This window comes from Croceibacterium mercuriale (genome assembly GCF_000802385.1).
In the GTDB taxonomy this organism is placed as follows: domain Bacteria; phylum Pseudomonadota; class Alphaproteobacteria; order Sphingomonadales; family Sphingomonadaceae; genus Croceibacterium; species Croceibacterium mercuriale.
Genome location: NZ_JTDN01000001.1, coordinates 1,109,501 through 1,129,742 on the forward strand (window position 1 = coordinate 1,109,501; position 20,242 = coordinate 1,129,742).

Sequence of the window (20,242 nt, forward strand, 5' to 3'; positions counted from 1 at the left end):
ACCTGCCGGACGTTTGGCGCCATGCCGCCCATACCGGATCGCCTGGGCCCGGCGGAGGACGCATGGCGCCCCTAGCATCCGATCGCATTCCGACGCTGGACATCCTGCGCGGACTGGCGGTGATGGGGATCTTCTCCGTCAACGTGGTCGGCATGGCCATGATCGAGGCCGCGTATTTCTACCCCCCGGCCTTCGGCTTCGATGGCATTGCGGACCGGGTGATGTGGGCGGCCAACTTCATCCTGGTGGATGGCAAGATCCGCGCGCTGTTCTCCATGCTGTTCGGCGCCGGCATCGCGCTGGTATGCGAACGGGCGGCGGCGAGCGGGCGTGAACCCTGGCGCGTGCACTATCCCCGGATGGTGATGCTGCTCGGCTTCGGCCTGGCGCATTATTACCTGCTGCTATGGGGCGACATCCTGGCCAATTATGCCCTGATGGGGATGATCGGCTTCGTCTTCTGGCGTCTGCCAGCCGAACGGCTGCTGGTGCTGGCGCTGGTCGGCTTTGCGCTGAGCAATGCGCCGGCGGTGCTCTACTCGCAGCAGCTGGCTACGATGCACGCGCTGGAGACGGCGGGCGGCACGCCGGAGGAGCGGGCCGCCATCGCGACCTGGCGCACATCCTTGATCCCCGCCCCCGCTGTGATTGCCGCGGATGTGGCGGCGCACCGGTCGGTCGCCGCGCATGCGGAGCGGATGTGGCGCGAGAACCCGCTGCGCCCGTTCGAAAGCGTGCCCGGCTATGGCATCGAGACGCTGGCCCTGATGCTGCTGGGTATGGCCGGCTACCGCTCCGGCTTCCTGACCGGAGCATGGCCGCGCCGGCGTACCGTGCAGGTCGCGGCATGGTGCAGCGCGGCCAGCCTGCTCTATTTCGGGGCGAGCGCCTGGGCGATCCTGCAGGCCGACTTCGATCCGTTCACCTTCGTTCCGCTGGACCAGTACTGGGCCGGACCGCTGCGGCCGGTGGCGGGGGCCGGCTATGCCGCGGCGATCATCCTGCTGTTTCCCCGCAGCGGAGCGGTGGCGGACCGGGTGGCAGCGGTCGGGCGGATGGCGTTCAGCAATTATCTGGGCGCCTCGCTGGTGGGTGCGCTGCTGTTCAACGGATCCGGGTTCGGACTGTATGGGCAGCTGTCGCGCGCACAATGCTGGCTGTTCGTGCCACCGGTCTGGGCGCTGATGCTGTGGTGGTCGCCTTGGTGGCTGGCGCGGTTCCGGTACGGGCCGCTGGAATGGGCCTGGCGCAGCCTGGCACGCTGGCGGTGGGAGCCGTTGCGACGAGTGAAGGAGAAAGATCATGGCTGACCGTATACTGGTATTCTACGGCTCCTACCGGTCGGACCGGCAGGGCATCCGTCTGGCCGACTGGCTGGTGCGTGCCTTCGCCGCGCGCGGGGCGGATGCGGAACTGATCGACGCCAAGGCGGTCGGGCTGCCCATGCTCGACCGGATGTACAAGGAATACCCCGCAGGCGAGGCACCGGAGGCGATGGAGCAGCTCGCCGCCAAGATCAGGGCGGCTGACGCCTTCGTGTTCGTGACCGGCGAATACAACTGGGGCATGCAGCCCGGGTTGAAAAACCTGACCGATCACTTTCTGGAAGAATGGCACTGGCGGCCGGCGGCGATCGCCAGCTACTCGGCCGGGCGCTTTGCCGGCGCACGGGCCGGGCTCGCCTGGCATGGCACCCTGTCGGAGATGGGCATGGTGGTCGTGTCCAGCACCCTGGCGGTCGGCGGCATCGGTCGTGCCTTCGACGATGCCGGTGAGCCGACCGGAGATGGCGGCGGTGCCCTCGCCCGCGCCTTTCCCCGCTTTGCCGACGATCTGTCGTGGTGGACCGACGCGGCGCGTAACCAGCGGGCGCAGAAAGCCCCGCCCTACTGAGTGTCAGCCCGCCACCCAGTCCGTCTCGGGAATGCCCATCAGCTTTAGCAGGGCAGTCAGCTCGCCCCGCTCGACCCAGCCATTCGCCGCCTCCCGCGCGGCCGGCTTGGCACGGTAGGCGATGCCATAGCTGGCGGCGCGCAGCATCGGGATGTCGTTCGCCCCGTCACCCGCCGCCATGGAAACCGCGTGATCGCCCAGCAGCGACAGTTCCTCGCGCAGGGTCCGTTCCTTACTGGCGGCATCGGCGATGGGGCCGGCCAGTCGGCCGTCCAGCTTGCCGGCAGCGACCGACAGGCGGTTGCCGACCACGCGGTCGAAGCCGAGCCGCTCCGCCACCGGATCGGCGAAATGGTGGAAACCGCCGGTCACCAGCACAGTGCGGCAGCCGCGATGGCGCAGGGTCGCCACCAGCACGCGGGCGCCCGGCACCGGGTGGATGCGGGTGGCGAGGCAGGTGCCGATCGCCTCTTCCTCCAGCCCTTCCAGCAGGCCGACGCGTTCGTGCAGCGCCGACGCGAAATCCAGCTCGCCCCGCATGGCCCGGTCGGTAATGGCGGCAACACGGTCCTTCAATCCGGCGAAGTCGGCCAGCTCGTCGATGCACTCCTGCCCGATCATGGTGGAATCCATGTCGGACACGAACAGGTCGGGCACGCGGATCTCGTCCCGCGCGATGATCGCATCGCTCGGGTCGAAATGGTCGCGGATCACCTGCTTCAGCGCTGGCAGGTCGTCACCCGGCAGGGTCAGTTCCAGCACGTCGCCCCAATGATCCAGCAGACTGGCACCGGCCAGCCCCATGCCGTGCTGCGCCAGGGCGGCGCTGGCGGCATCGAGCTGTCTGTCGAGCGTGGCAGGGTCTGCTATGAGCCGGGCGATGAGCAAGAATAGGACTTTCGATGCGTGAGCGGGTGGCGCTCATCGCAGGGCCGACTGCGAGCGGCAAGAGCGATCTGGCCGTGCAGCTGGCGCTGGCGGCGCAGGATGCCGGCTGTCCTGCCCGCATCATCAATGCCGACAGCGCGCAGGTCTATCGCGACCTGAAGGTGCTGAGTGCCCGACCCGATGCGGTGGAAATGCGCGGGGTGGAACATCGCCTGTTCGGCGCGTGGGATGGGGCGGAGGCCTGCTCCGCCGCGGCGTGGGCGACGGCGGCCCGGCGCGAGATCGCGGACGCCCATGGTGCGGGCATGCTGCCGATCCTGGTGGGCGGTACGGGGCTGTACCTGCGCACCCTGCTGGATGGCATCGCCCCGATCCCGGAGATTGCGGCGGAGGTGCGCATGGCGGTGCGGGCGCTGCCGGTGGCCGAGGCACATGCGGCGCTGGTGCGGGAAGATCCGGCCCGCGCCGCCATGCTGCATGGGAACGACAGCCAGCGGATCGCGCGGGCGCTGGAGGTGGTGCGATCTACCGGCCACCCGCTCGGCTGGTGGCAGCAGCGGCGCGAAGGCGGGATTGGCGAAGAGGTCGCACTGCTGCCGCTGGTGCTCCTGCCCGATCGCGAATGGCTGTACCGGCGATGCGACCTGCGGTTCGCCCGGATGATGGAAGACGGCGCGGTGGAGGAGGTCGCGGCATTGCTCGCCCGCGATCTGTCCCCTGACCTGCCGGTCATGCACGCAATCGGCGTGCCGGAAATCGCCGGCTGGCTGCAGGGGCAACGGGATCGCGCTGAAGCCATTGTGCAGGGGCAGCAGGCCACCCGCCGGTACGCCAAGCGGCAATATACCTGGTTTCGCAATCAACCGCCTGCCGATTGGCAGCGGGTCGGACAAGCAAGTGACGCTCAGAAGCAGCAAATCACAAGAATATTGCGCACTTTGCGGTTGACATGACATTTTGTGTCGCATAGTTGGGCCGGGACGCGGGGCTGCGGTCCCGCACCGGCTGGAGAGGAACGACCCGGCACGAGGCAATCGTGCCGGGTCGGTTTTTTCCCGCCCAAGCGAAGGAATGGTCCGGTGGCGAAAGAACGCAGCGGCGCTGCGATATTGATCGAGTCCCTGGTGCAGCAGGGCGTGGAATATGTGTTCGGCTATCCCGGCGGCGCGGTGCTGCCGATCTATGACGAGCTGTTCAACGATACGCGTCTGCGCCACATCCTTGTCCGGCATGAGGCCGGCGCGGCACATGCCGCCGAAGGCTATGCCCGGTCCACCGGCAAGCCCGGTGTCGTGCTGGTCACCAGCGGTCCCGGCGCGACCAACGCCATCACCGGCATTGCCGATGCCTATCTCGATTCCATCCCGCTGGTCGTCATCACCGGGCAGGTTGCCACCAACCTGATCGGCACGGACGCCTTCCAGGAGGCGGATACGGTCGGCCTGACGCGCCATTGCACGAAGCACAACTACCTGGTGCGCGATCCGGCCGACCTGGCTCACACGATCGAGGAAGCGTTCCTGATCGCCACCACCGGCCGCCCCGGCCCGGTCGTGATCGACATCCCCAAGAACGTGCAGGTCGCCACCGCGCCGCTGCAGGACGACCGCCCGCGGCGCCAGCGTCGGTACGAACCACGCACCGTCGCCGCGCCGGACGAGATCGGCGAAGCGCTCGACCTGATCATCAATGCGGAACGGCCGGTGTTCTACACCGGCGGCGGGGTCATCAATTCCGGCCCGCATGCCAGCGCGGCCCTGCGCCGCCTGCAATCGCTGAGCGGCGCGCCGGTCACTTCCACGCTGATGGGCCTGGGCGCGTTCTCTTCCGATCATCCGGACTGGCTGGGCATGCTGGGCATGCATGGCACGCTGGAAGCGAACATGGCGATGAACGAATGCGACGTGATGGTCTGCGTCGGCGCGCGGTTCGACGACCGCGTGACCGGCCGGCTGGATGCGTTCAGCCCGAAATCGACCAAGATCCACATCGACATCGACCGTGCCAGTATCAACAAGGTCGTGCCGGTGGATCTCGGCATCGTGGGCGATTGCGGCACCGTGCTGGAGCAGCTGATCGCCGGCTGGGGAGGAACCCGCGGGCGTGACCTGGGCGAGTGGAAGGCGCGGATCGCCGGCTGGCGCGCGCGTGATTGCCTGGCTTTCCCGCACCGCAAGGATTCGCTGATGCCGCAGCTTGCGGTGCAGCGCCTGTACGAGATGACCCGCGAGCGTCAGCCGATCATCACCACGGAGGTCGGCCAGCATCAGATGTGGGCGGCACAGTATTTCGGCTTCCAGAACCCCAATCGCTGGCTGACCAGCGGCGGCCTGGGTACGATGGGCTATGGCCTGCCGGCGGCGATCGGCGCGCAGCTCGGTAATCCCGATGCGCTGGTGATCGACATTGCAGGCGAAGCCAGCATCCAGATGAACATCCAGGAACTGGGCACCGCCAGCCAGTACCGCCTGCCGGTGAAGATCTTCATCCTGAACAACGAATACATGGGCATGGTCCGCCAGTGGCAGGAGCTGACCTATGAAAGCCGCTACTCGAACAGCTATTCCGACAGCCTGCCCGACTTCGTGCGGCTGGGGGAGGCATATGGCTGGAAGGGCATCCGCATTTCGGACGAGGCCGGGCTGGATGAAGGCATCCGCGCCATGCTGGACCATGATGGGCCGGTGATCGTGGACTGTCAGGTCAGCAAGGATGCGAACTGCTTCCCCATGATCCCCAGCGGCGCCGCACATACGGAGATGCTGCTGAACGGCGACATCCACGAAGGCACCATGGCGGATGACGCCAAGGCGCTCGTGTGACCGCCCTTTCCTTTCGCGCAGCAGGATCAGACATGCAGATACAGCACCGCCAGGCGGAACGGCACGTCCTGACCGTGATCGTCGACAACGAAGCCGGCATTCTGGCCAAGATCGCCGGGCTGTTCACCGCGCGCGGCTACAACATCGACAGCCTGACCGTGGCCGACATCACGGAAGATCACGCGACCAGCCGGATCACGGTCGTCACCAACGGGCCGCCGCCGGTGATCGACCAGATCATCGCGCAGCTGGAACGGCTGGTGCCGGTGCACAAGGTGGTCGACCTGACCGACGAAGGCCCACATGTGGAGCGCGAGCTGGCACTGGTGAAGGTCGCCGGCCATGGCGATCACCGGGTGGAGGCTCTGCGTCTGGCCGACGTGTTCCGCGCCAGCGTGGTCGACACCACCACCAGCAGCTTCGTCTTCGAACTGACCGGCGCGCCGGAGAAGATCGACCGCTTCATTGCCTTGATGCGCGAGCTGGGCCTCGTCGAGGTCGGCCGGACCGGCATCGTCGGCATGATGCGCGGCGCGCAGGGCATCTGAACAGTTTACAATTGCAGCATGGCGCCCCTGCGGGGGCCAGCGGGCGCATGCCCGACAGAAGGGAAGTTCAATGAAGGTCTATTACGACGCCGACGCCGATCTCAACCTGATCACGGACAAGAAGATTGCCATCCTGGGCTATGGTAGCCAGGGCCACGCCCATGCGCAGAACCTGCGCGACAGCGGCATCAGGAACGTGGCGATCGCGCTGCGTCCGGGATCGGGCTCCGCCAAGAAGGCCGAAGGCGCCGGCTTCCAGGTGATGAGCAACCAGGATGCGGCCGGCTGGGCCGACATCCTGATGATCCTGGCACCGGACGAGCACCAGGCCAGGATCTGGGCGGATGACCTGAAGGGTCGCCTGCGCCCTGGCGCCGCGCTGGCCTTCGCGCACGGCCTGAACGTCCACTTCGGCCTGATAGAGCCCGACGAAGGCATCGACGTCATCATGATCGCGCCCAAGGGCCCGGGGCACACGGTGCGCGGCGAATACAAGAAGGGCGGCGGCGTGCCGTGCCTGATCGCCGTTCATCAGGATGCCAGCGGCAACGCGCACGACATCGCACTGGCGTATGCCAGCGGAGTGGGTGGCGGCCGGTCGGGCATCATCCAGACCGACTTCAAGGAAGAGTGCGAGACCGACCTGTTCGGCGAGCAGGCGGTGCTGTGCGGTGGCCTGACCGCGCTGATCAATGCCGGGTTCGAGACGCTGGTGGAAGCCGGCTACGCGCCCGAAATGGCCTATTTCGAGTGCCTGCACGAGATGAAGCTGATCGTGGACCTGATGTATGAAGGCGGCATCGCCAACATGCGCTACTCCATCAGCAACACCGCCGAATATGGCGATATCCATACCGGCCCGCGCCTGATCACCGAAGAGACCAAGAAGGAAATGAAGCGCGTGCTGGCCGACATCCAGGATGGCCGGTTCGTGCAGCGCTTCATGCTGGACAACGCCGCCGGCAATCCGGAACTGAAGGCCAGCCGCAAGAAGCAGGCGCAGCACCCGATCGAGCGCACGGGCGAGCAGCTGCGCGCAATGATGCCGTGGATCGGCGCCAACAAGCTGGTGGACAAGGAACAGAACTGACCGGCCAGCCGATGACTTGCTCCCTGCCCCGCTGGGCGGGGAGCAAATCGTTGCAGCGGTAACACCCTTGTGCCTTCTTGAGCGTTGTCGAGGCAGGCGCCACCTGTTGCGCTCGAGACGCGTCACCAGGGGAACTTACCGCAATGCGCAAGATCATTCTCAGCACCATCGCCGCCGCCACGATCAGCACCGGCGCCATCGTCACCCTGCACGCGCAGGATGCGCCGCAGCTGCCCGGCCAGATGGATGCCAGCCGTGTCACTGCCGGCACCTACACTGCCGATGCCGGCCATTCGCTGATCGGCTGGCGGGTCAACCATTTCGGCTTCAACGACTATTTCGGTATCTTCGGTGATGTCGCCGGAACACTGACGATCGACCCGGCCAATCCGGCCGCGGCGAAGGTGGATGTGACTGTGCCGATCGCCAATGTCGTCACCGCCAGCGACGGGTTGACCGCGCACATGCTGCGGCCCGGCGCCGATGGCAAGGCGCCCGACTTCTTCGGCGCGGCGCCGGCACCGGCGCGCTTCGTCTCCACGTCCGTGCAGCCGACCGGCAGCACCGGTGCGACCATCAATGGCGACCTGACGCTGAACGGCGTGACCAGGCCTGTCACCATCGCGGCCGAGTTCACCGGCGCCGGCGCCAACCCGATGAGCCAGAAGGCGACGGTCGGCTTCGAGGGTACGACGACGATCCGCCGTTCCGACTTTGGCGTCAACGGCGCGCTGCCGGTGGTATCGGACGAGGTCGAGCTCGACATCACGATCGCGTTCGAAAAGCAGTAAGTGCGTGCCCGGGCAGGGTGGACAGCACCACCCTGCCCGCTTACAAACCGCCGCATGAACGCCCGCGACCTGCTATCGCTGCTTCGACTAACGCGCCCTTAGGCGCGTCACGGCTCGTGCGTGCTCCACGCCGGGCCATTCGCCTAAGGGCCATTTGCACCTGCGAAGTCGAACAGCCCTGCCATCATCGCGGCGGGGCAAAGCGAAGGCAATTGAAGCCATGACCATGCTGAAGGAACCGGGCCGCAAGTACAGGCCCTTCCCCGCCATCGACCTGCCTGACCGGCAGTGGCCGACCCGCACAATCACCCAGCCGCCGCGCTGGCTGTCCACCGATCTGCGGGACGGCAACCAGTCGATCATCGATCCGATGGATGCGGTAAAGAAGAACCGCTTCTTCGACCTGCTGGTGGAGATCGGCATCAAGGAAATCGAGGTCGGTTTCCCGAGCGCGGGCGCGACCGAATTCGACTTCATCTCCGATCTGGTGCGGTCCGGCCGTGTGCCGGAAGACGTGACCATCCAGGTGCTGACCCAGTCGCGCGAGGATCTGATCCGCCGCAGCTTCGAAAGTCTGGAAGGCAGCCCGCGCGCGATCGTCCACCTCTACAACGCGGTCAGCCCCGCCTGGCGCGAGATCGTGTTCCGCATGAGCCGCGAGGAGGTGAAAGCCATCGCCATCGCCGGCGCGCGTCATCTGGCGGACGAGGCGGCACGGCGGCCCAATACCGAGTGGTTGTTCGAGTACTCGCCGGAGACCTTCTCCACGGCCGAGCTCGATTTCAGCCTCGAGGTATGCGCCGCGGTGATGGATGTGCTGCAACCGACGGTCGAGCGGCCATTGATCCTGAACCTGCCGGCGACCGTTGAGGCGGCGACGCCCAACGTCTATGCCGACCAGATCGAATATTTCTGCCGCCACCTGCCCAACCGGGAAGCGGCGGTGATCAGCCTGCATACCCACAATGACCGTGGCACCGGCGTGGCCGCCGCGGAGCTGGGCCTGATGGCCGGCGCTGACCGGATCGAGGGATGCCTGTTCGGCAACGGAGAGCGTACCGGCAATTGCTGCCTGGTGACAGTCGCCCTCAACATGTACACGCAAGGCATTGATCCGCAGATGGATCTTTCCGACATCGACCGCATCATCGAGACAGTCGAATATTGTAACCAGCTCCCCGTACATCCGCGCCATCCCTATGGCGGCGAGCTGGTGTTCACCGCCTTTTCCGGCAGCCATCAGGACGCCATCAAGAAGGGGTTCGAGGCGCAGGCCGCGCGCAACGACGAGTTCTGGCGGGTGCCCTACCTGCCGATCGATCCGGCCGATCTGGGCCGCAGCTACGAGGCGGTGATCCGGGTCAATTCGCAATCCGGCAAGGGTGGCTTTGCCTGGGTGCTGGAACAGGGCCAGGGTCTGAAGCTGCCCAAGCGCCTGCAGGCGGATTTCAGCCGCCACGTGCAGCGGATGGCGGACGAGCTGGGGCGCGAGCTGAACGGGGCGGACATCTGGGATGCGTTCCGCACGGCCTACTTCCTGGAGGCGGCGACCCCGACTTTCGACTTGGTCGATTACGAGGAGACTCGTGCAACCGACGGGACGCGGTTGTTCGCCGGCACGATCAAGGTCGGCGGGCGCACGCAGCAGGTCAGTGGCCGTGGCAAGGGGCTGGTATCCAGCGTTCTCGCGACGCTGCAGCAGACCTTCGGCCTGGGGCTGGAGGTGCTGGATTACAGCGAGCATGCACTGGCCAAAGGCACCGATGCACGCGCGGCCGCCTATCTGGAATGCGCCCTGCCCGATGGTTCCATTGTCTGGGGCGTCGGGGTGGACGAGGATGTCGCCACTGCCAGTGTGCGTGCGATCCTGTCGGCCGCCAACAATGCGGTGGCGCAGCGCGCCTAGCCGAAGATCCAGTCGATCAGCGCCTGGTCGCCCGGGTGCGGCGGCGCAGGCGCTGCATCGAAGGGTCGGTGCGGGTCGCTTCCCAGGATCAGGACGTCGGGCGGCAGGCCGGGGCTGGTGGTGTTCCACAGCAGCTCCGCCATGGCATCCAGCGCCGCGAAGTCGACCTGTTCGCCCAGCCGGTCGCTGCGGTTCAGCTTGATGCGGGTGCGATCCTCCGCCAGCAGGCGGCGGCGCAATGCCCGTTGCAGCAGATCGATCCGCATGATCGCCTGATCCAGCGCGATCTCCGGTGCCTTGGGCCGCAGGCGCGACCAGTCGGCCTCGATCTGCCCCATCCGTTCGGCGACCATGGTGTTATAATGGTGATGGCGGCCGCGGTGCAGCGGCATCCGGGTCTGCTGTGCAGTGTTCTCCGTGGAGGGCAGCAGCAGGCCGTTGCTGCGAAAATCGTCAAACCCGATCCGGTCCCGCCCGATCTCGTCGAACAGCTTGCCGTGGGCGTGATGGCTCAGCAACTGCCGCGGCAGCAGGTGGTGCCGCTGCATCCCGGCACGATAGCCGGGCTGCCCGGGATTGTTGACGGATCGGAAGGGTAGCTTGGGCCGGGCCATGATGGCGGCCCGGGGAACAGACCGCCGGTTGGGCGGTCCTGTCCGGTTCATGCGCGAGAGGCGCTCACAAACCGTCCGCTCGTCGACGGATCGAGGACCAGTGCCTCTCCCCCGGGGCCAGCCAGCGTGACCTGACCGGTCAGCTGGCCGTTCTCCACCAGCCAGTGCAGCATGCGCAAGGCCAACCGGGCCCCGGCGGCGCGATCGGACACCAGATGCGGTTCGATCCGCAATTCCTGTCCGGTGAACAGGCTGAGCCCTTCACTCTGCAACCCGCCTTCCGGCGTCGGTGCCAGGGCTGTGAGACCCAGGCCGGGGAATGGTCCGCCATCGGCCCACCGGATCACGGAATCGCTGAAGTGGCGCGGGCTGCACCAGGTGCGCGCCGGATGCCAGGCGACGGCCTGCACGAACGGCATCTGCGCAAGCCGCGCCATCAGCCAGGCCATGCCGCGCACCACCGGCACCATGGTGCCGCCTGCCCTGAGATGCGGACCGGGGCGCAAGGTCACCGCCTCGAGCATACCGGGCGCGAAATCCGCAGGCAGACCATACAGGTGGCCGGCAGGGGGAACGGGCTCGGCCTCGCCCGGGCGCAGTCCTTCCAGATCGAAGGTCAGGCCATTGGCCAGCAATTCCAGCCAGCGCAGCGCTTCCGGGTCGGCATTGGCGGGGGCATCGTCCGCCGGATCCAGGCTGATGGTGAAGCCGCCATCACGTTGGGCGGCTGCACGTACCTCTGCCGCTGACGGACGTCGGCCCGGCAGGAACAGGAGCGACGCTGCGGTCAGCGTTCCTGCAGCGTTTGGATGCACCCCGCCTGAAATCTGCTGTCCCCCGTGTGTAGTGGAAACGAGTGTATGCACCGGAAATCCTAAACAGGTCGAGACGGGGCTGGAGAGCCGTTTCTGTTTGGGACGGAACGCAAAATCACAGACCTCCGCACAGGGGTATGGCCCGGGGCCGACCTGCCCCGGTTGCACCCGCTTTGCACCTGAGAACGCAATGGAGTAGGCGGGCACCATGGCGACCTGCCCTGCACTCTTAGGTATAGAACAATCCCTGTCTGGCAAGGCCTGGCATTGGCGCGGCGGGGACGCATCTGGGGCGGATGGTACCGCCGGACTGGGCCATGATCTGGTCACGCACCTGCTACTGTCACGCGGTGTCGAACGGCATGACGTGCCTCGACATCGCACCCCCAGCCTGCGTGATTTCATGCCGGACCCATCGCTTTTCAAAGACATGGATCGTGCGGCCGAACGTATCGCCGATGCAGTCATTGCGCGGGAGCAAGTCGCGGTATTCGGTGACTATGACGTCGACGGCGCGACCAGCGCCGCCTTGCTGATCCGGTTGCTGCGTATGCTGGGGCACAATGCTTCGCATTACATTCCCGATCGTCTGACGGAAGGATACGGACCCACCGAAGCGGCGCTGCTTGGCCTGGGTCGGGCGGGATCGACCTTGATCGTCACGGTTGATTGTGGCGTGACCGCCTTTGCGCCGCTCGCCGCCGCGCACGAGGCCGGGATCGACGTCGTGGTGGTGGACCATCACAAATGCACGGCGGACCTGCCGCTGGCCTATGCCGTGGTCAACCCCAACCGGGTGGACGAGGACGAGACGGGCACGGCGCACGGGCACCTTGCCGCGGTCGGCGTCGCCTTCCTGCTGGCCGTGGCCATCGTCCGCGTGCTGCGCCAGCGCGGCCATTTCGCCGGCGGAAGCGAGCCCGACCTGCTGTCGCTGCTGGACCTGGTGGCGTTGGGCACGGTGGCCGACGTGGCGGCGATCCGGGGGCTGAACCGCGCCTTTGTGGCACAGGGACTGAAGGTCATGCGCCGGCGCGCCAATCCCGGCATCGCGGCGCTGATCGATGCCAGCCGGCTGAGCCGCGCCCCCACCTGCAGCGATTGCGGCTTTGCCCTTGGGCCGCGGATCAATGCCGGCGGGCGGGTCGGTGATGCCGCCCTGGGCGTGCGCCTGCTGACCACCAGCGACCCGGAAGAGGCCCGGATGATCGCCGCCAGGCTGGACCTGCTGAACGAGGAGCGCCGCGCCATCGAGCAATCGGTGCAGGACGCGGCGGAGGAGCAGGCCGCTGGCCAGACGGACCGCGCCGTCTTGGTCGTGTCAGGCCCCGAATGGCACCAGGGCGTGATCGGCATCGTCGCCGGGCGACTGAAGGAGAAATACGGCAAGCCGGCCATCGTGATCGCGCAGGATGTCGCGACCGGGCAGGCCAAGGGGTCCGGCCGCTCCATCACCGGCGTGGACCTGGGCGCGGCGATCATCGGTGCACGTGACAGCGGATTGCTGGTCGCCGGGGGCGGGCATGCCATGGCCGCCGGCCTCACGGTCGAGAATGGCCGCGTGGCAGAGTTCGCCAGCTGGATCGAGGCGCATCTGGCCGCATCCGTGGCCCGCGCCGGGACAGGCAGTGCGTTGCTGCTGGACCTGGCGCTCGCGCCCCGTGGCCTGACAGCGGAACTGGTGGAGGAACTCGAGGCGGCCGGTCCCTTCGGCGTTGGCTGGCCGGGCCCGCGCGTGGTGGTGGGACCGGTCCATCTGGTTCGCGCCGACGTGGTCGGCAACGGCCATGTCCGCCTGATCGCCGGCGGTGCGGACGGCGCATCGGTCAAGGCGGTCGGCTTCCGGATGGCGGAGACGCTGCTGGGCCAGACCCTGCTTCACGGTGCAAGGGGCCGCCGCCTGTGGCTGGCAGGTCGCGCGCGCACGGATGATTGGGGGGCAACCCCGCGCGCCGAACTGCATCTGGACGACGCCGCTTTCGCCGACTGAGACAACCCGCAGAACCGGGGTTGACCCGGTCGCCGGGCGCCCCTAAAGGCCCCCCTCGCCTTCGCGACAAGGCCCCTTCGTCTAAGGGTTAGGACGCGGCCCTTTCACGGCTGAAATACGGGTTCGAATCCCGTAGGGGTCACCATCGCGGTGCGTACATGAATGGCTTTTGGCCCCTTCGTCTAGCGGTTAGGACGCGGCCCTCTCACGGCTGAAACACGGGTTCGATTCCCGTAGGGGTCACCATCCATTCACTCCCTCACATCACTGCGACGCTGCGCGAGGCCATCCGGTCCGGCCGCGCTGCGATGCGTCCCTCGCCCCGCCTGAGCCATGTTTTCGTGCTGGCACGCGGGCGTTCCGGCGGCTAGGGCCGCGCCATGATCGAGAGCCGGCCGTTCCCGACCGCAGCCATCCTGATTGCACTGGCATCAGGCGTGGCGCTGCTGCTGGCGGGGGAGAACCCGCTGCTGATCGCCGTGATCGTGCTGGTATGGATCGCCACCTTCTGGCTGGTGACACCGCAGCAGCGCGTCGTGGCCCCGGCCGGCAATGCCGAAAGCGTCCAGCTGACCCGCACCGGGATGCGCGACCTGTTCGAACATTCGCTGCAACCCGTGCTGATGCTGGACGGCATGCGCATCATCGTCGCCAATGCCGCCGCGCGCGAAGCTTTGGGCACGCATGTGCTGGGGCAGGATGCCCGCGTCGCCTTCCGCCATCCGGAGGCGGTGGAGCTGCTCGCCCGTGCCGATGGGGGCGGCGCAACCGTTCAGGGGCTCACAGGCCCGCGCAGCATCTGGCAGATCACGCGCCAGGCGCTGGACCAGCGTTATTCGCTTGTCGAACTCGTCGACCGGACGGCGGAAGCCGACGTCAGCCGGGCGCACACCGACTTCGTGGCGAATGCCAGCCACGAACTGCGCACGCCGCTGTCCTCCATCATCGGCTACATGGAAACGCTGGTCGAGGAAGGCGACACGCTGGAACCAGCCCGCGCCGCGCGCTTCCATGGCATCGTGCTGCGGGAGGCCCGCCGGCTGCAGAACCTTGTCAGCGACCTGATGTCCTTGTCGCGCGTCGAAGCGGAAAAGCATGACCGTCCACGCGAACTTGTGGATCTGAGGCTGCTGGTCGGGCAGGCGGCGCGCGACGCCGCCGGGCCGGAGCGGCAGAACCGGCTGGCATTCACGATCACCGAAGAAGCCCTGCAGACGCCGGGCGACCAGCGCCAGCTGGAACAACTGGTGCGAAATCTAGTCGATAACGCATTGAAATATGGAGCACCGGAAACCCAGGTGAGCATCGAGCTGTCCTTGGCGCCGCGATCCTGTGCGGCGATCATCGTCCGGGACAAGGGGGACGGAATCGCGCCTGAGCACATCCCGCATCTCACCCGCCGCTTCTACCGCACCGATCCCGGCCGCAGCCGGGCAGCGGGTGGCACCGGGCTCGGTTTGGCCATCGTGAAGCATATCGTGGAGCGGCATCGCGGCCGGCTGGACATCGCCAGCCGGCAAGGCAGTGGTACCACGGTAACGGTGCATCTGCCGGTCGCAGGCGTTCCGACCGGGCAGGAGGATGGCGCAACTGCGCCAGCGGGTGTGCTCTTGTCATGAAGCTGTCTCAATCATCCAACATCGGGCGCTGGACCGATCGTTCCGCGTCATCCCCGCCGGCTGGCTGTGCCGGTCGCCACACAAATTTGGAAAGGCTGGCAGGTCCGGCATGAAGCGGCGCCTTGCATCAACTGTTCTCGCCATCTGCACCAGCCTCTCGCTGGCGGCATGCATGGCCGCAGGCGGTACACGGGAATCGATCCGCGCGGTCGGCTCGTCCACGGTCTATCCCTTCGCGAAGACCGTGGCGGAGGCGTTTTCCCGTTCCAATCCGGAATTCCCGTCACCCATCATCGAGGCGACAGGCACCGGCGGCGGCATCAACCTGTTCTGCGCCGGCCTCGGCGCCAGCACGCCGGACATTGCCCATGCCAGCCGCCGCATGAAGGCATCCGAATTCGCGACCTGCCAGGCCAATGGCGTGGCTGACGTGATGGAGATTCAGGTCGGCCTGGACGGCATCGCCTTTGCCAGTGCGAAGAGCGGCATCCAGCTGAATCTCAGCCCCGCCATCATCTACCGCGCGATCGCAGCCACGCCGTATGGTCAGCCGCAGACGGCGCGGTTGTGGTCGGATGTCGATCCGTCGCTGCCGGACATGCCGATCCTGCTTTACGGCCCGCCATCCTCCTCCGGCACGCGGGACGCGCTGAAGGAACTGATCCTGATCCCGGGCTGCACTGCCGACCCGCGCATGGCGGCGCTGAAGGAAAGCGACGAGACCCGGTTCGAGCAGATCTGCACCGAAGTGCGCAATGACGGCGCCTTTGTCGACCAGGGAGAGCAGGACAACCTGATCGTTCAGAAGATCCGCGGCAATCCCAACGCGGTCGGCCTGTTCGGCTATTCCTATTTGGAGGCGAATGCCGAACGGGTGCAGGGTTTGCCGATGAACGGCGTGCTGCCGACCTACGACAACATCGCTTCCTTCGCCTATCCCGGCGCGCGGCCCCTCTATATTTACGTCAAGAAGGCGCATCTTCAGGCCATCCCAGGTCTCCGACCGTTCCTGGCCAAGTGGGTGGAAAGCTGGGGCCGCGATGGTCCGCTGACCACGATCGGCCTGGTCGCCAGCCCGCCGGACGTGGCGCAGCGTAGCGCTGACGCAGCGACCCGCTACACGACCCTGACCGCGGCCGATTTCGAGTAAGGCCCGCACCATGCCACCTTCACTGCTCATCCTGCTGGCCCTGGCTCTGGCGACAATCGGCTGGATCGCCGCGCGCGGCCGCGCCTACAGCTTCGCCAACGCGCAGCCGACACAGCGGCTCGCCGCGTTGCCGACCTACCATGCGTGGTTCGTGGCCCTTTCGATCCTGATCCCGGCGATCCTGTTCATCATCGTGTGGGGCATCGTCTCGCCGGCGCTGATCGTTCAGGCGGTGGAGGCCAGCCCGGCCGCCGCCAGCCTGCCGACCGAAGGCCTCTTGCGGCAGACCCTGCTGGCGGAGGCCCGCAATGTCGCCGCCGGCTCGGCCCCTGCCGTGTTCAACACCGGTGCGCAGGTGCTGGTGCAGCCGTTCCAGGAGGCGATCGGGCGCTACAATCTGATCGGCGGCGCTGCGACGGTGATCATTGCCTTCCTGTGCGGCGTGGCCGCGTTCCTGCGCCTGCGACCCGACTTCCGTGCCCGCACCCGTGTGGAGCGGCTGGTGATGGCCATCCTGCTGCTGGCATCGCTGGTCGCCATCCTGACGACGCTGGGCATCTTCGTCAGCCTGGTGTTCGAGACGGTTCGCTTCTTCGGCATGGTCAGCCCGATCGACTTCCTGTTCGGCACCCAGTGGGGGCCGGATCCGATGAGCAGCACGGACAATGTCGATGGCAGCCGCTATGGCGCGCTGCCGCTGTTCTGGGGCACAATCTACATCGGCGCTATCATCGCCATGGTGGTCGCGATCCCGCTGGGTTTGATGAGCGCGATCTACCTCACCCAATATGCCGACCCGCGCTGGCGCCGGTGGCTCAAGCCGATGCTGGAGATCCTGGCGGGCGTCCCAACCGTGGTCTACGGCTACTTTGCCGCGCTGACCGTCGCCCCGGCCATCCGAGACATCGCCGTGTCGCTCGGCATCAGCAATGCCAGCAGCGAAAGCGCGCTCGCCGCCGGGCTGGTAATGGGCGTCATGATCATCCCGTTCGTCTCTTCCATGGCCGACGATTCCATCGCCGCCGTGCCGCGCACCATGCGCGACGGCTCGCTGGCGCTGGGGGCCACCCATAACGAGACGATCCGCCGCGTGCTGGTACCCGCTGCCCTGCCCGGCATCGTCGCCGGCGTGATGCTGGCGGTCAGCCGGGCGATCGGCGAGACGATGATTGTGGTGATGGCCGCAGGCGCCGCCGCCAACCTGTCCGCCAACCCGCTGGAGGCGATGACCACCGTCACCTTCCAGATCGTGGCCATGCTGACCGGCGAAGGCAGCTTCGACCATCCCGCCACCCTCAGCGCCTTTGCCCTCGGCTTTGTGCTGTTCCTGGTCACCCTCGGCCTCAACTTCATCGCCCTGCGCGTCGTGAAACGGTTCCGCGAAGCCTATGAGTGACACCATGACCTCCGCCGATCTCGGCCCCACCCGCTCGCCGGAATATGCCGCGCGGCTGAAGCGTCGCTATGCCTCCGAACGACGGTTCCGGCTAGCGGGTCTTGCCGCGATCGTCTTCTCCATGGCCGTGCTGGTGTTCCTGCTGGCGACGATGACCCTGAACGGGATCGGCGGGTTCCAGCGCACCACGCTGGTCACGCCGGTCGATCTCGCCGCCGCCGACCTCGTGGCGCCGCCTGCCGATGCTACGCTGGGCGTGGCGATCCGCTCGCTGGAAAACCAGGGATTGCCCGAGATCATCGAGGCGAATGTCGGCGCCCGCTTCGGTGCGGACGCAGCCGGGCAGATCAGTCCCGATGCCTGGCGCGTTGCGGCAGAGGCAATCATCGACGATCCCGCCATGCTGGATCGTCGCGTGACGATGGACCTGCCGGTCAGCCACAATCTGGCGGCGGCGTTCGATCGTGACGGTCACACCGAACTCCATCCGCTGGCGGATCGCCTGTCCGCTGACGGCGCCCTGGCGGATCGGCTGGACCTGGGCTTCCTGGCCCGGTCGGACGCCACCGACCCGCAGCTGGCAGGCATCTGGGGTGCGCTGAAGGGGTCTATACTGACCATGCTGATCACGCTGGCGCTCGCCTTCCCGATTGGCGTGCTGTCCGCGCTGTACCTGGAGGAATACGCCCCGCGCGGCCGCTGGACCGACCTGATCGAGGTGTCGATCAACAATCTGGCCGCGGTCCCGTCCATCATCTTCGGCCTGCTGGGGCTGGCGGTGTTCCTGGGCCTGTTCCCCTCGCTGCGCTCCGCGCCGCTCATCGGCGGCATGACCCTGGCACTGATGACCATGCCGGTGATCGTCATTTCCGGCCGCAATGCGATCAAGGCAGTTCCGCCATCCATCCGTGACGGCGCCCTGGCGATCGGCGCCAGCCCGATCCAAGTCGTGTTCCATCACGTGTTGCCACTGGCCCTGCCCGGCATCCTGACCGGCACCATCATCGGCATGGCCCGCGCCCTGGGCGAGACCGCACCGCTGCTGATGATCGGCATGCGCGCCTTTGTCGCCACGCCGCCGGGCAGCCTGACCGATCCCGCCACGGTGCTGCCGGTGCAGATCTTCCTGTGGTCGGACGAGATCGATCGCGGCTTCGTGGAGCGGACCAGCGCAGCGATCATCGTGCTGCTGGCCTTCCTGCTGGTGATGAACGGAATTGCCATCTACTTGCGCAACCGCTTCGAAAAGACATGGTGAACCCTGTGCTGCCCAACTCAGAACCCAAAATGCGCGCGCATGACGTATCAGTCTATTACGGCGCGAAGCGGGCGATCGACACCGTCTCGATCGACATCCACACCGAACATGTGACCGCCTTCATCGGCCCGTCCGGCTGCGGCAAGTCGACCTTCCTGCGTACGCTCAACCGCATGAACGACACGATCGGCAGCGCCCGGGTGGAGGGGGTGATCGAACTCGACGGAGACGATATCTATCACTCCGGCATGGACGTCGTGCAGCTGCGCGCCCGGGTCGGCATGGTGTTCCAGAAACCCAACCCGTTTCCGAAATCGATCTACGAGAACGTGGCCTATGGCCCGCGCATCCACGGTCTGGCCGCCAGCAAGGCGGAGCTTGACGCCAATGTGGAACGCTCCCTCCGGCGTGCCGGCCTGTGGGACGAGGTGAAGGACCGGCTGGCCGATCCCGGAACCGCCTTGTCCGGCGGTCAGCAGCAACGCCTGTGCATTGCCCGCGCGATCGCGGTGGAGCCAGAGGTCATCCTGATGGACGAGCCGTGCAGCGCGCTGGACCCGATCGCGACCGCGCGGATCGAGGAATTGATCGACGAGTTGCGGGGCCGCTACGCCATCGTGATCGTTACCCACTCCATGCAGCAGGCCGCCCGTGTCTCCCAGCGGACAGCGTTCTTTCACCTGGGCAACCTTGTGGAATATGGCGATACCTCGCAGATATTCACCACGCCGCGCGAACAGCGCACGCAGGACTATATCACAGGACGGTACGGCTGATGGTGCAACATACGGTCAAGGCCTTCGACGAGGACATCACCCGGCTGCGCGGCCTGATCGCGGAAATGGGTGGTCTGGCCGAGGTCGCGATCCAGGATGCGCTGGATTCGCTGGTCGCGGGCGACGAGGACAAGGCCGCACGCGTGGTCACCCGCGATCGCAAGCTGGACGAACTGGAGATGGAAGTCGACTCCATGGCCGTGCGCATGCTCGCTCTGCGAGCTCCGATGGCCGACGACCTGCGCGAGATCATCGCCGCGCTCAAGATCGCCGGCGTGCTTGAGCGGATCGGCGATTATGCCAAGAACATCGCCAAGCGCGTGCCGCGCCTGCCCGATCGGGCCCGGTTCGAACCGCTGACCTTGCTGCCCGCCATGGGCGAGATCGCGGCCGAGATGGTGCATGACGTCCTGACCGCCTACGCCGCGCGCGACCCGCTGCTGGCGCGTGAGGTGATCGAGCGTGATGCCAAGGTGGACGCGTTCTATGACAGCATCTTCCGTAACTATGTCAGCTACATGGTTGAAAATCCTGCCACGATCAGCAGCGCGGCCCATCTGCTTTTCGTCGCCCGCAACCTGGAACGGATCGGCGACCACGCCACCAATGTGGCCGAGATGGTGCACTTCTCCGCCACCGGACGGTACCCGACCGATATCGATCGCTGACACGGTTCTGTCGCTTTT

The 20,242-nt window shown here is 66.7% G+C and carries 18 protein-coding genes and 2 tRNA genes; 17 read left to right on the forward strand and 3 right to left on the reverse strand.

The window, feature by feature from the left end; genetic code table 11:
* Positions 1 to 62: 62 nt before the first annotated feature.
* Positions 63 to 1,310, forward strand: a complete 1,248-nt coding sequence (locus tag PK98_RS05020) for a DUF418 domain-containing protein (protein WP_039094747.1) — start codon at positions 63 to 65, stop codon at positions 1,308 to 1,310.
* Complete coding sequence (locus tag PK98_RS05025) at positions 1,303 to 1,893, forward strand: NADPH-dependent FMN reductase (protein WP_039094749.1); 591 nt, start codon at positions 1,303 to 1,305, stop codon at positions 1,891 to 1,893. The genes PK98_RS05020 and PK98_RS05025 overlap by 8 nt, the downstream gene beginning before the upstream one ends.
* 3 nt (positions 1,894 to 1,896) lie before the next feature.
* Here the strand turns inward: PK98_RS05025 and serB are convergent, their stop codons facing one another.
* Complete coding sequence (gene serB / locus PK98_RS05030) at positions 1,897 to 2,781, reverse strand: phosphoserine phosphatase SerB (protein ID WP_039094751.1); 885 nt, start codon at positions 2,779 to 2,781, stop codon at positions 1,897 to 1,899.
* A gap of 14 nt (positions 2,782 to 2,795) precedes the next feature.
* On the opposite strand from serB, the gene miaA reads away from it, so the two are divergent.
* From miaA to leuA, 6 genes are all read left to right on the forward strand, one after another.
* Positions 2,796 to 3,734 carry a tRNA (adenosine(37)-N6)-dimethylallyltransferase MiaA gene (gene miaA / locus PK98_RS05035; RefSeq protein WP_039094753.1) on the forward strand — a complete coding sequence of 313 codons (939 nt, stop codon included), beginning with the start codon at positions 2,796 to 2,798 and terminating at the stop codon, positions 3,732 to 3,734.
* 126 nt (positions 3,735 to 3,860) lie between these two features.
* Positions 3,861 to 5,603, forward strand: a complete 1,743-nt coding sequence (ilvB, locus tag PK98_RS05040) for a biosynthetic-type acetolactate synthase large subunit (RefSeq protein ID WP_039094755.1) — start codon at positions 3,861 to 3,863, stop codon at positions 5,601 to 5,603.
* 32 nt (positions 5,604 to 5,635) lie between these two features.
* Complete coding sequence (gene ilvN / locus PK98_RS05045) at positions 5,636 to 6,151, forward strand: acetolactate synthase small subunit (RefSeq protein ID WP_039094757.1); 516 nt, start codon at positions 5,636 to 5,638, stop codon at positions 6,149 to 6,151.
* Positions 6,152 to 6,221: 70 nt separating this feature from the next.
* Entirely contained in the window at positions 6,222 to 7,241 is a 1,020-nt protein-coding gene (gene ilvC / locus PK98_RS05050; RefSeq protein WP_039094759.1) for a ketol-acid reductoisomerase, read from the forward strand.
* Between the two features lie 143 nt (positions 7,242 to 7,384).
* Positions 7,385 to 8,032 carry a YceI family protein gene (locus PK98_RS05055; RefSeq protein WP_039094761.1) on the forward strand — a complete coding sequence of 216 codons (648 nt, stop codon included), beginning with the start codon at positions 7,385 to 7,387 and terminating at the stop codon, positions 8,030 to 8,032.
* Between the two features lie 220 nt (positions 8,033 to 8,252).
* Positions 8,253 to 9,938: a 2-isopropylmalate synthase gene (gene leuA, locus PK98_RS05060; RefSeq protein ID WP_039094763.1), complete on the forward strand. Its 1,686-nt coding sequence runs from the start codon at positions 8,253 to 8,255 to the stop codon at positions 9,936 to 9,938.
* On the opposite strand, the gene PK98_RS05065 is transcribed toward leuA, so the two are convergent.
* Complete coding sequence (locus PK98_RS05065; RefSeq protein WP_081996042.1) at positions 9,935 to 10,552, reverse strand: AHH domain-containing protein; 618 nt, start codon at positions 10,550 to 10,552, stop codon at positions 9,935 to 9,937. The genes leuA and PK98_RS05065 overlap by 4 nt on opposite strands.
* 47 nt (positions 10,553 to 10,599) lie before the next feature.
* Complete coding sequence (locus tag PK98_RS05070) at positions 10,600 to 11,367, reverse strand: hypothetical protein (protein ID WP_052208050.1); 768 nt, start codon at positions 11,365 to 11,367, stop codon at positions 10,600 to 10,602.
* A 208-nt stretch (positions 11,368 to 11,575) separates the two neighbouring features.
* Here PK98_RS05070 and recJ point away from each other — a divergent pair, with 208 nt between their 5' ends.
* The 9 genes from recJ to phoU all read left to right on the forward strand — a co-directional run bounded on the left by recJ (position 11,576) and on the right by phoU (position 20,224).
* Positions 11,576 to 13,357 (forward strand): single-stranded-DNA-specific exonuclease RecJ, encoded by a 1,782-nt coding sequence (recJ, locus tag PK98_RS05075; RefSeq protein ID WP_039094766.1) that lies wholly within the window; start codon positions 11,576 to 11,578, stop codon positions 13,355 to 13,357.
* Positions 13,358 to 13,427: 70 nt separating this feature from the next.
* Positions 13,428 to 13,502 (forward strand) — tRNA-Glu (locus tag PK98_RS05080).
* Positions 13,503 to 13,528: 26 nt separating this feature from the next.
* Positions 13,529 to 13,603, forward strand: a tRNA-Glu gene (locus PK98_RS05085).
* A 134-nt stretch (positions 13,604 to 13,737) separates the two neighbouring features.
* Positions 13,738 to 14,976, forward strand: a complete 1,239-nt coding sequence (locus PK98_RS05090) for a sensor histidine kinase (RefSeq protein ID WP_039094768.1) — start codon at positions 13,738 to 13,740, stop codon at positions 14,974 to 14,976.
* A gap of 109 nt (positions 14,977 to 15,085) precedes the next feature.
* Positions 15,086 to 16,126, forward strand: coding sequence for a substrate-binding domain-containing protein (locus PK98_RS05095; RefSeq protein WP_052208051.1), 1,041 nt, complete (start codon positions 15,086 to 15,088; stop codon positions 16,124 to 16,126).
* A gap of 10 nt (positions 16,127 to 16,136) precedes the next feature.
* On the forward strand, positions 16,137 to 17,522 hold the full coding sequence (gene pstC / locus PK98_RS05100) for a phosphate ABC transporter permease subunit PstC (protein WP_039094770.1): 1,386 nt from the start codon (positions 16,137 to 16,139) through the stop codon (positions 17,520 to 17,522).
* Positions 17,515 to 18,780: a phosphate ABC transporter permease PstA gene (gene pstA / locus PK98_RS05105; RefSeq protein WP_039094772.1), complete on the forward strand. Its 1,266-nt coding sequence runs from the start codon at positions 17,515 to 17,517 to the stop codon at positions 18,778 to 18,780. Before pstC ends, pstA begins: the two co-directional genes overlap by 8 nt.
* Entirely contained in the window at positions 18,774 to 19,556 is a 783-nt protein-coding gene (gene pstB / locus PK98_RS05110) for a phosphate ABC transporter ATP-binding protein PstB (RefSeq protein ID WP_039094774.1), read from the forward strand. Before pstA ends, pstB begins: the two co-directional genes overlap by 7 nt.
* Complete coding sequence (gene phoU / locus PK98_RS05115) at positions 19,556 to 20,224, forward strand: phosphate signaling complex protein PhoU (protein ID WP_200884973.1); 669 nt, start codon at positions 19,556 to 19,558, stop codon at positions 20,222 to 20,224. Before pstB ends, phoU begins: the two co-directional genes overlap by 1 nt.
* The last annotated feature ends 18 nt before the right edge of the window (positions 20,225 to 20,242 follow it).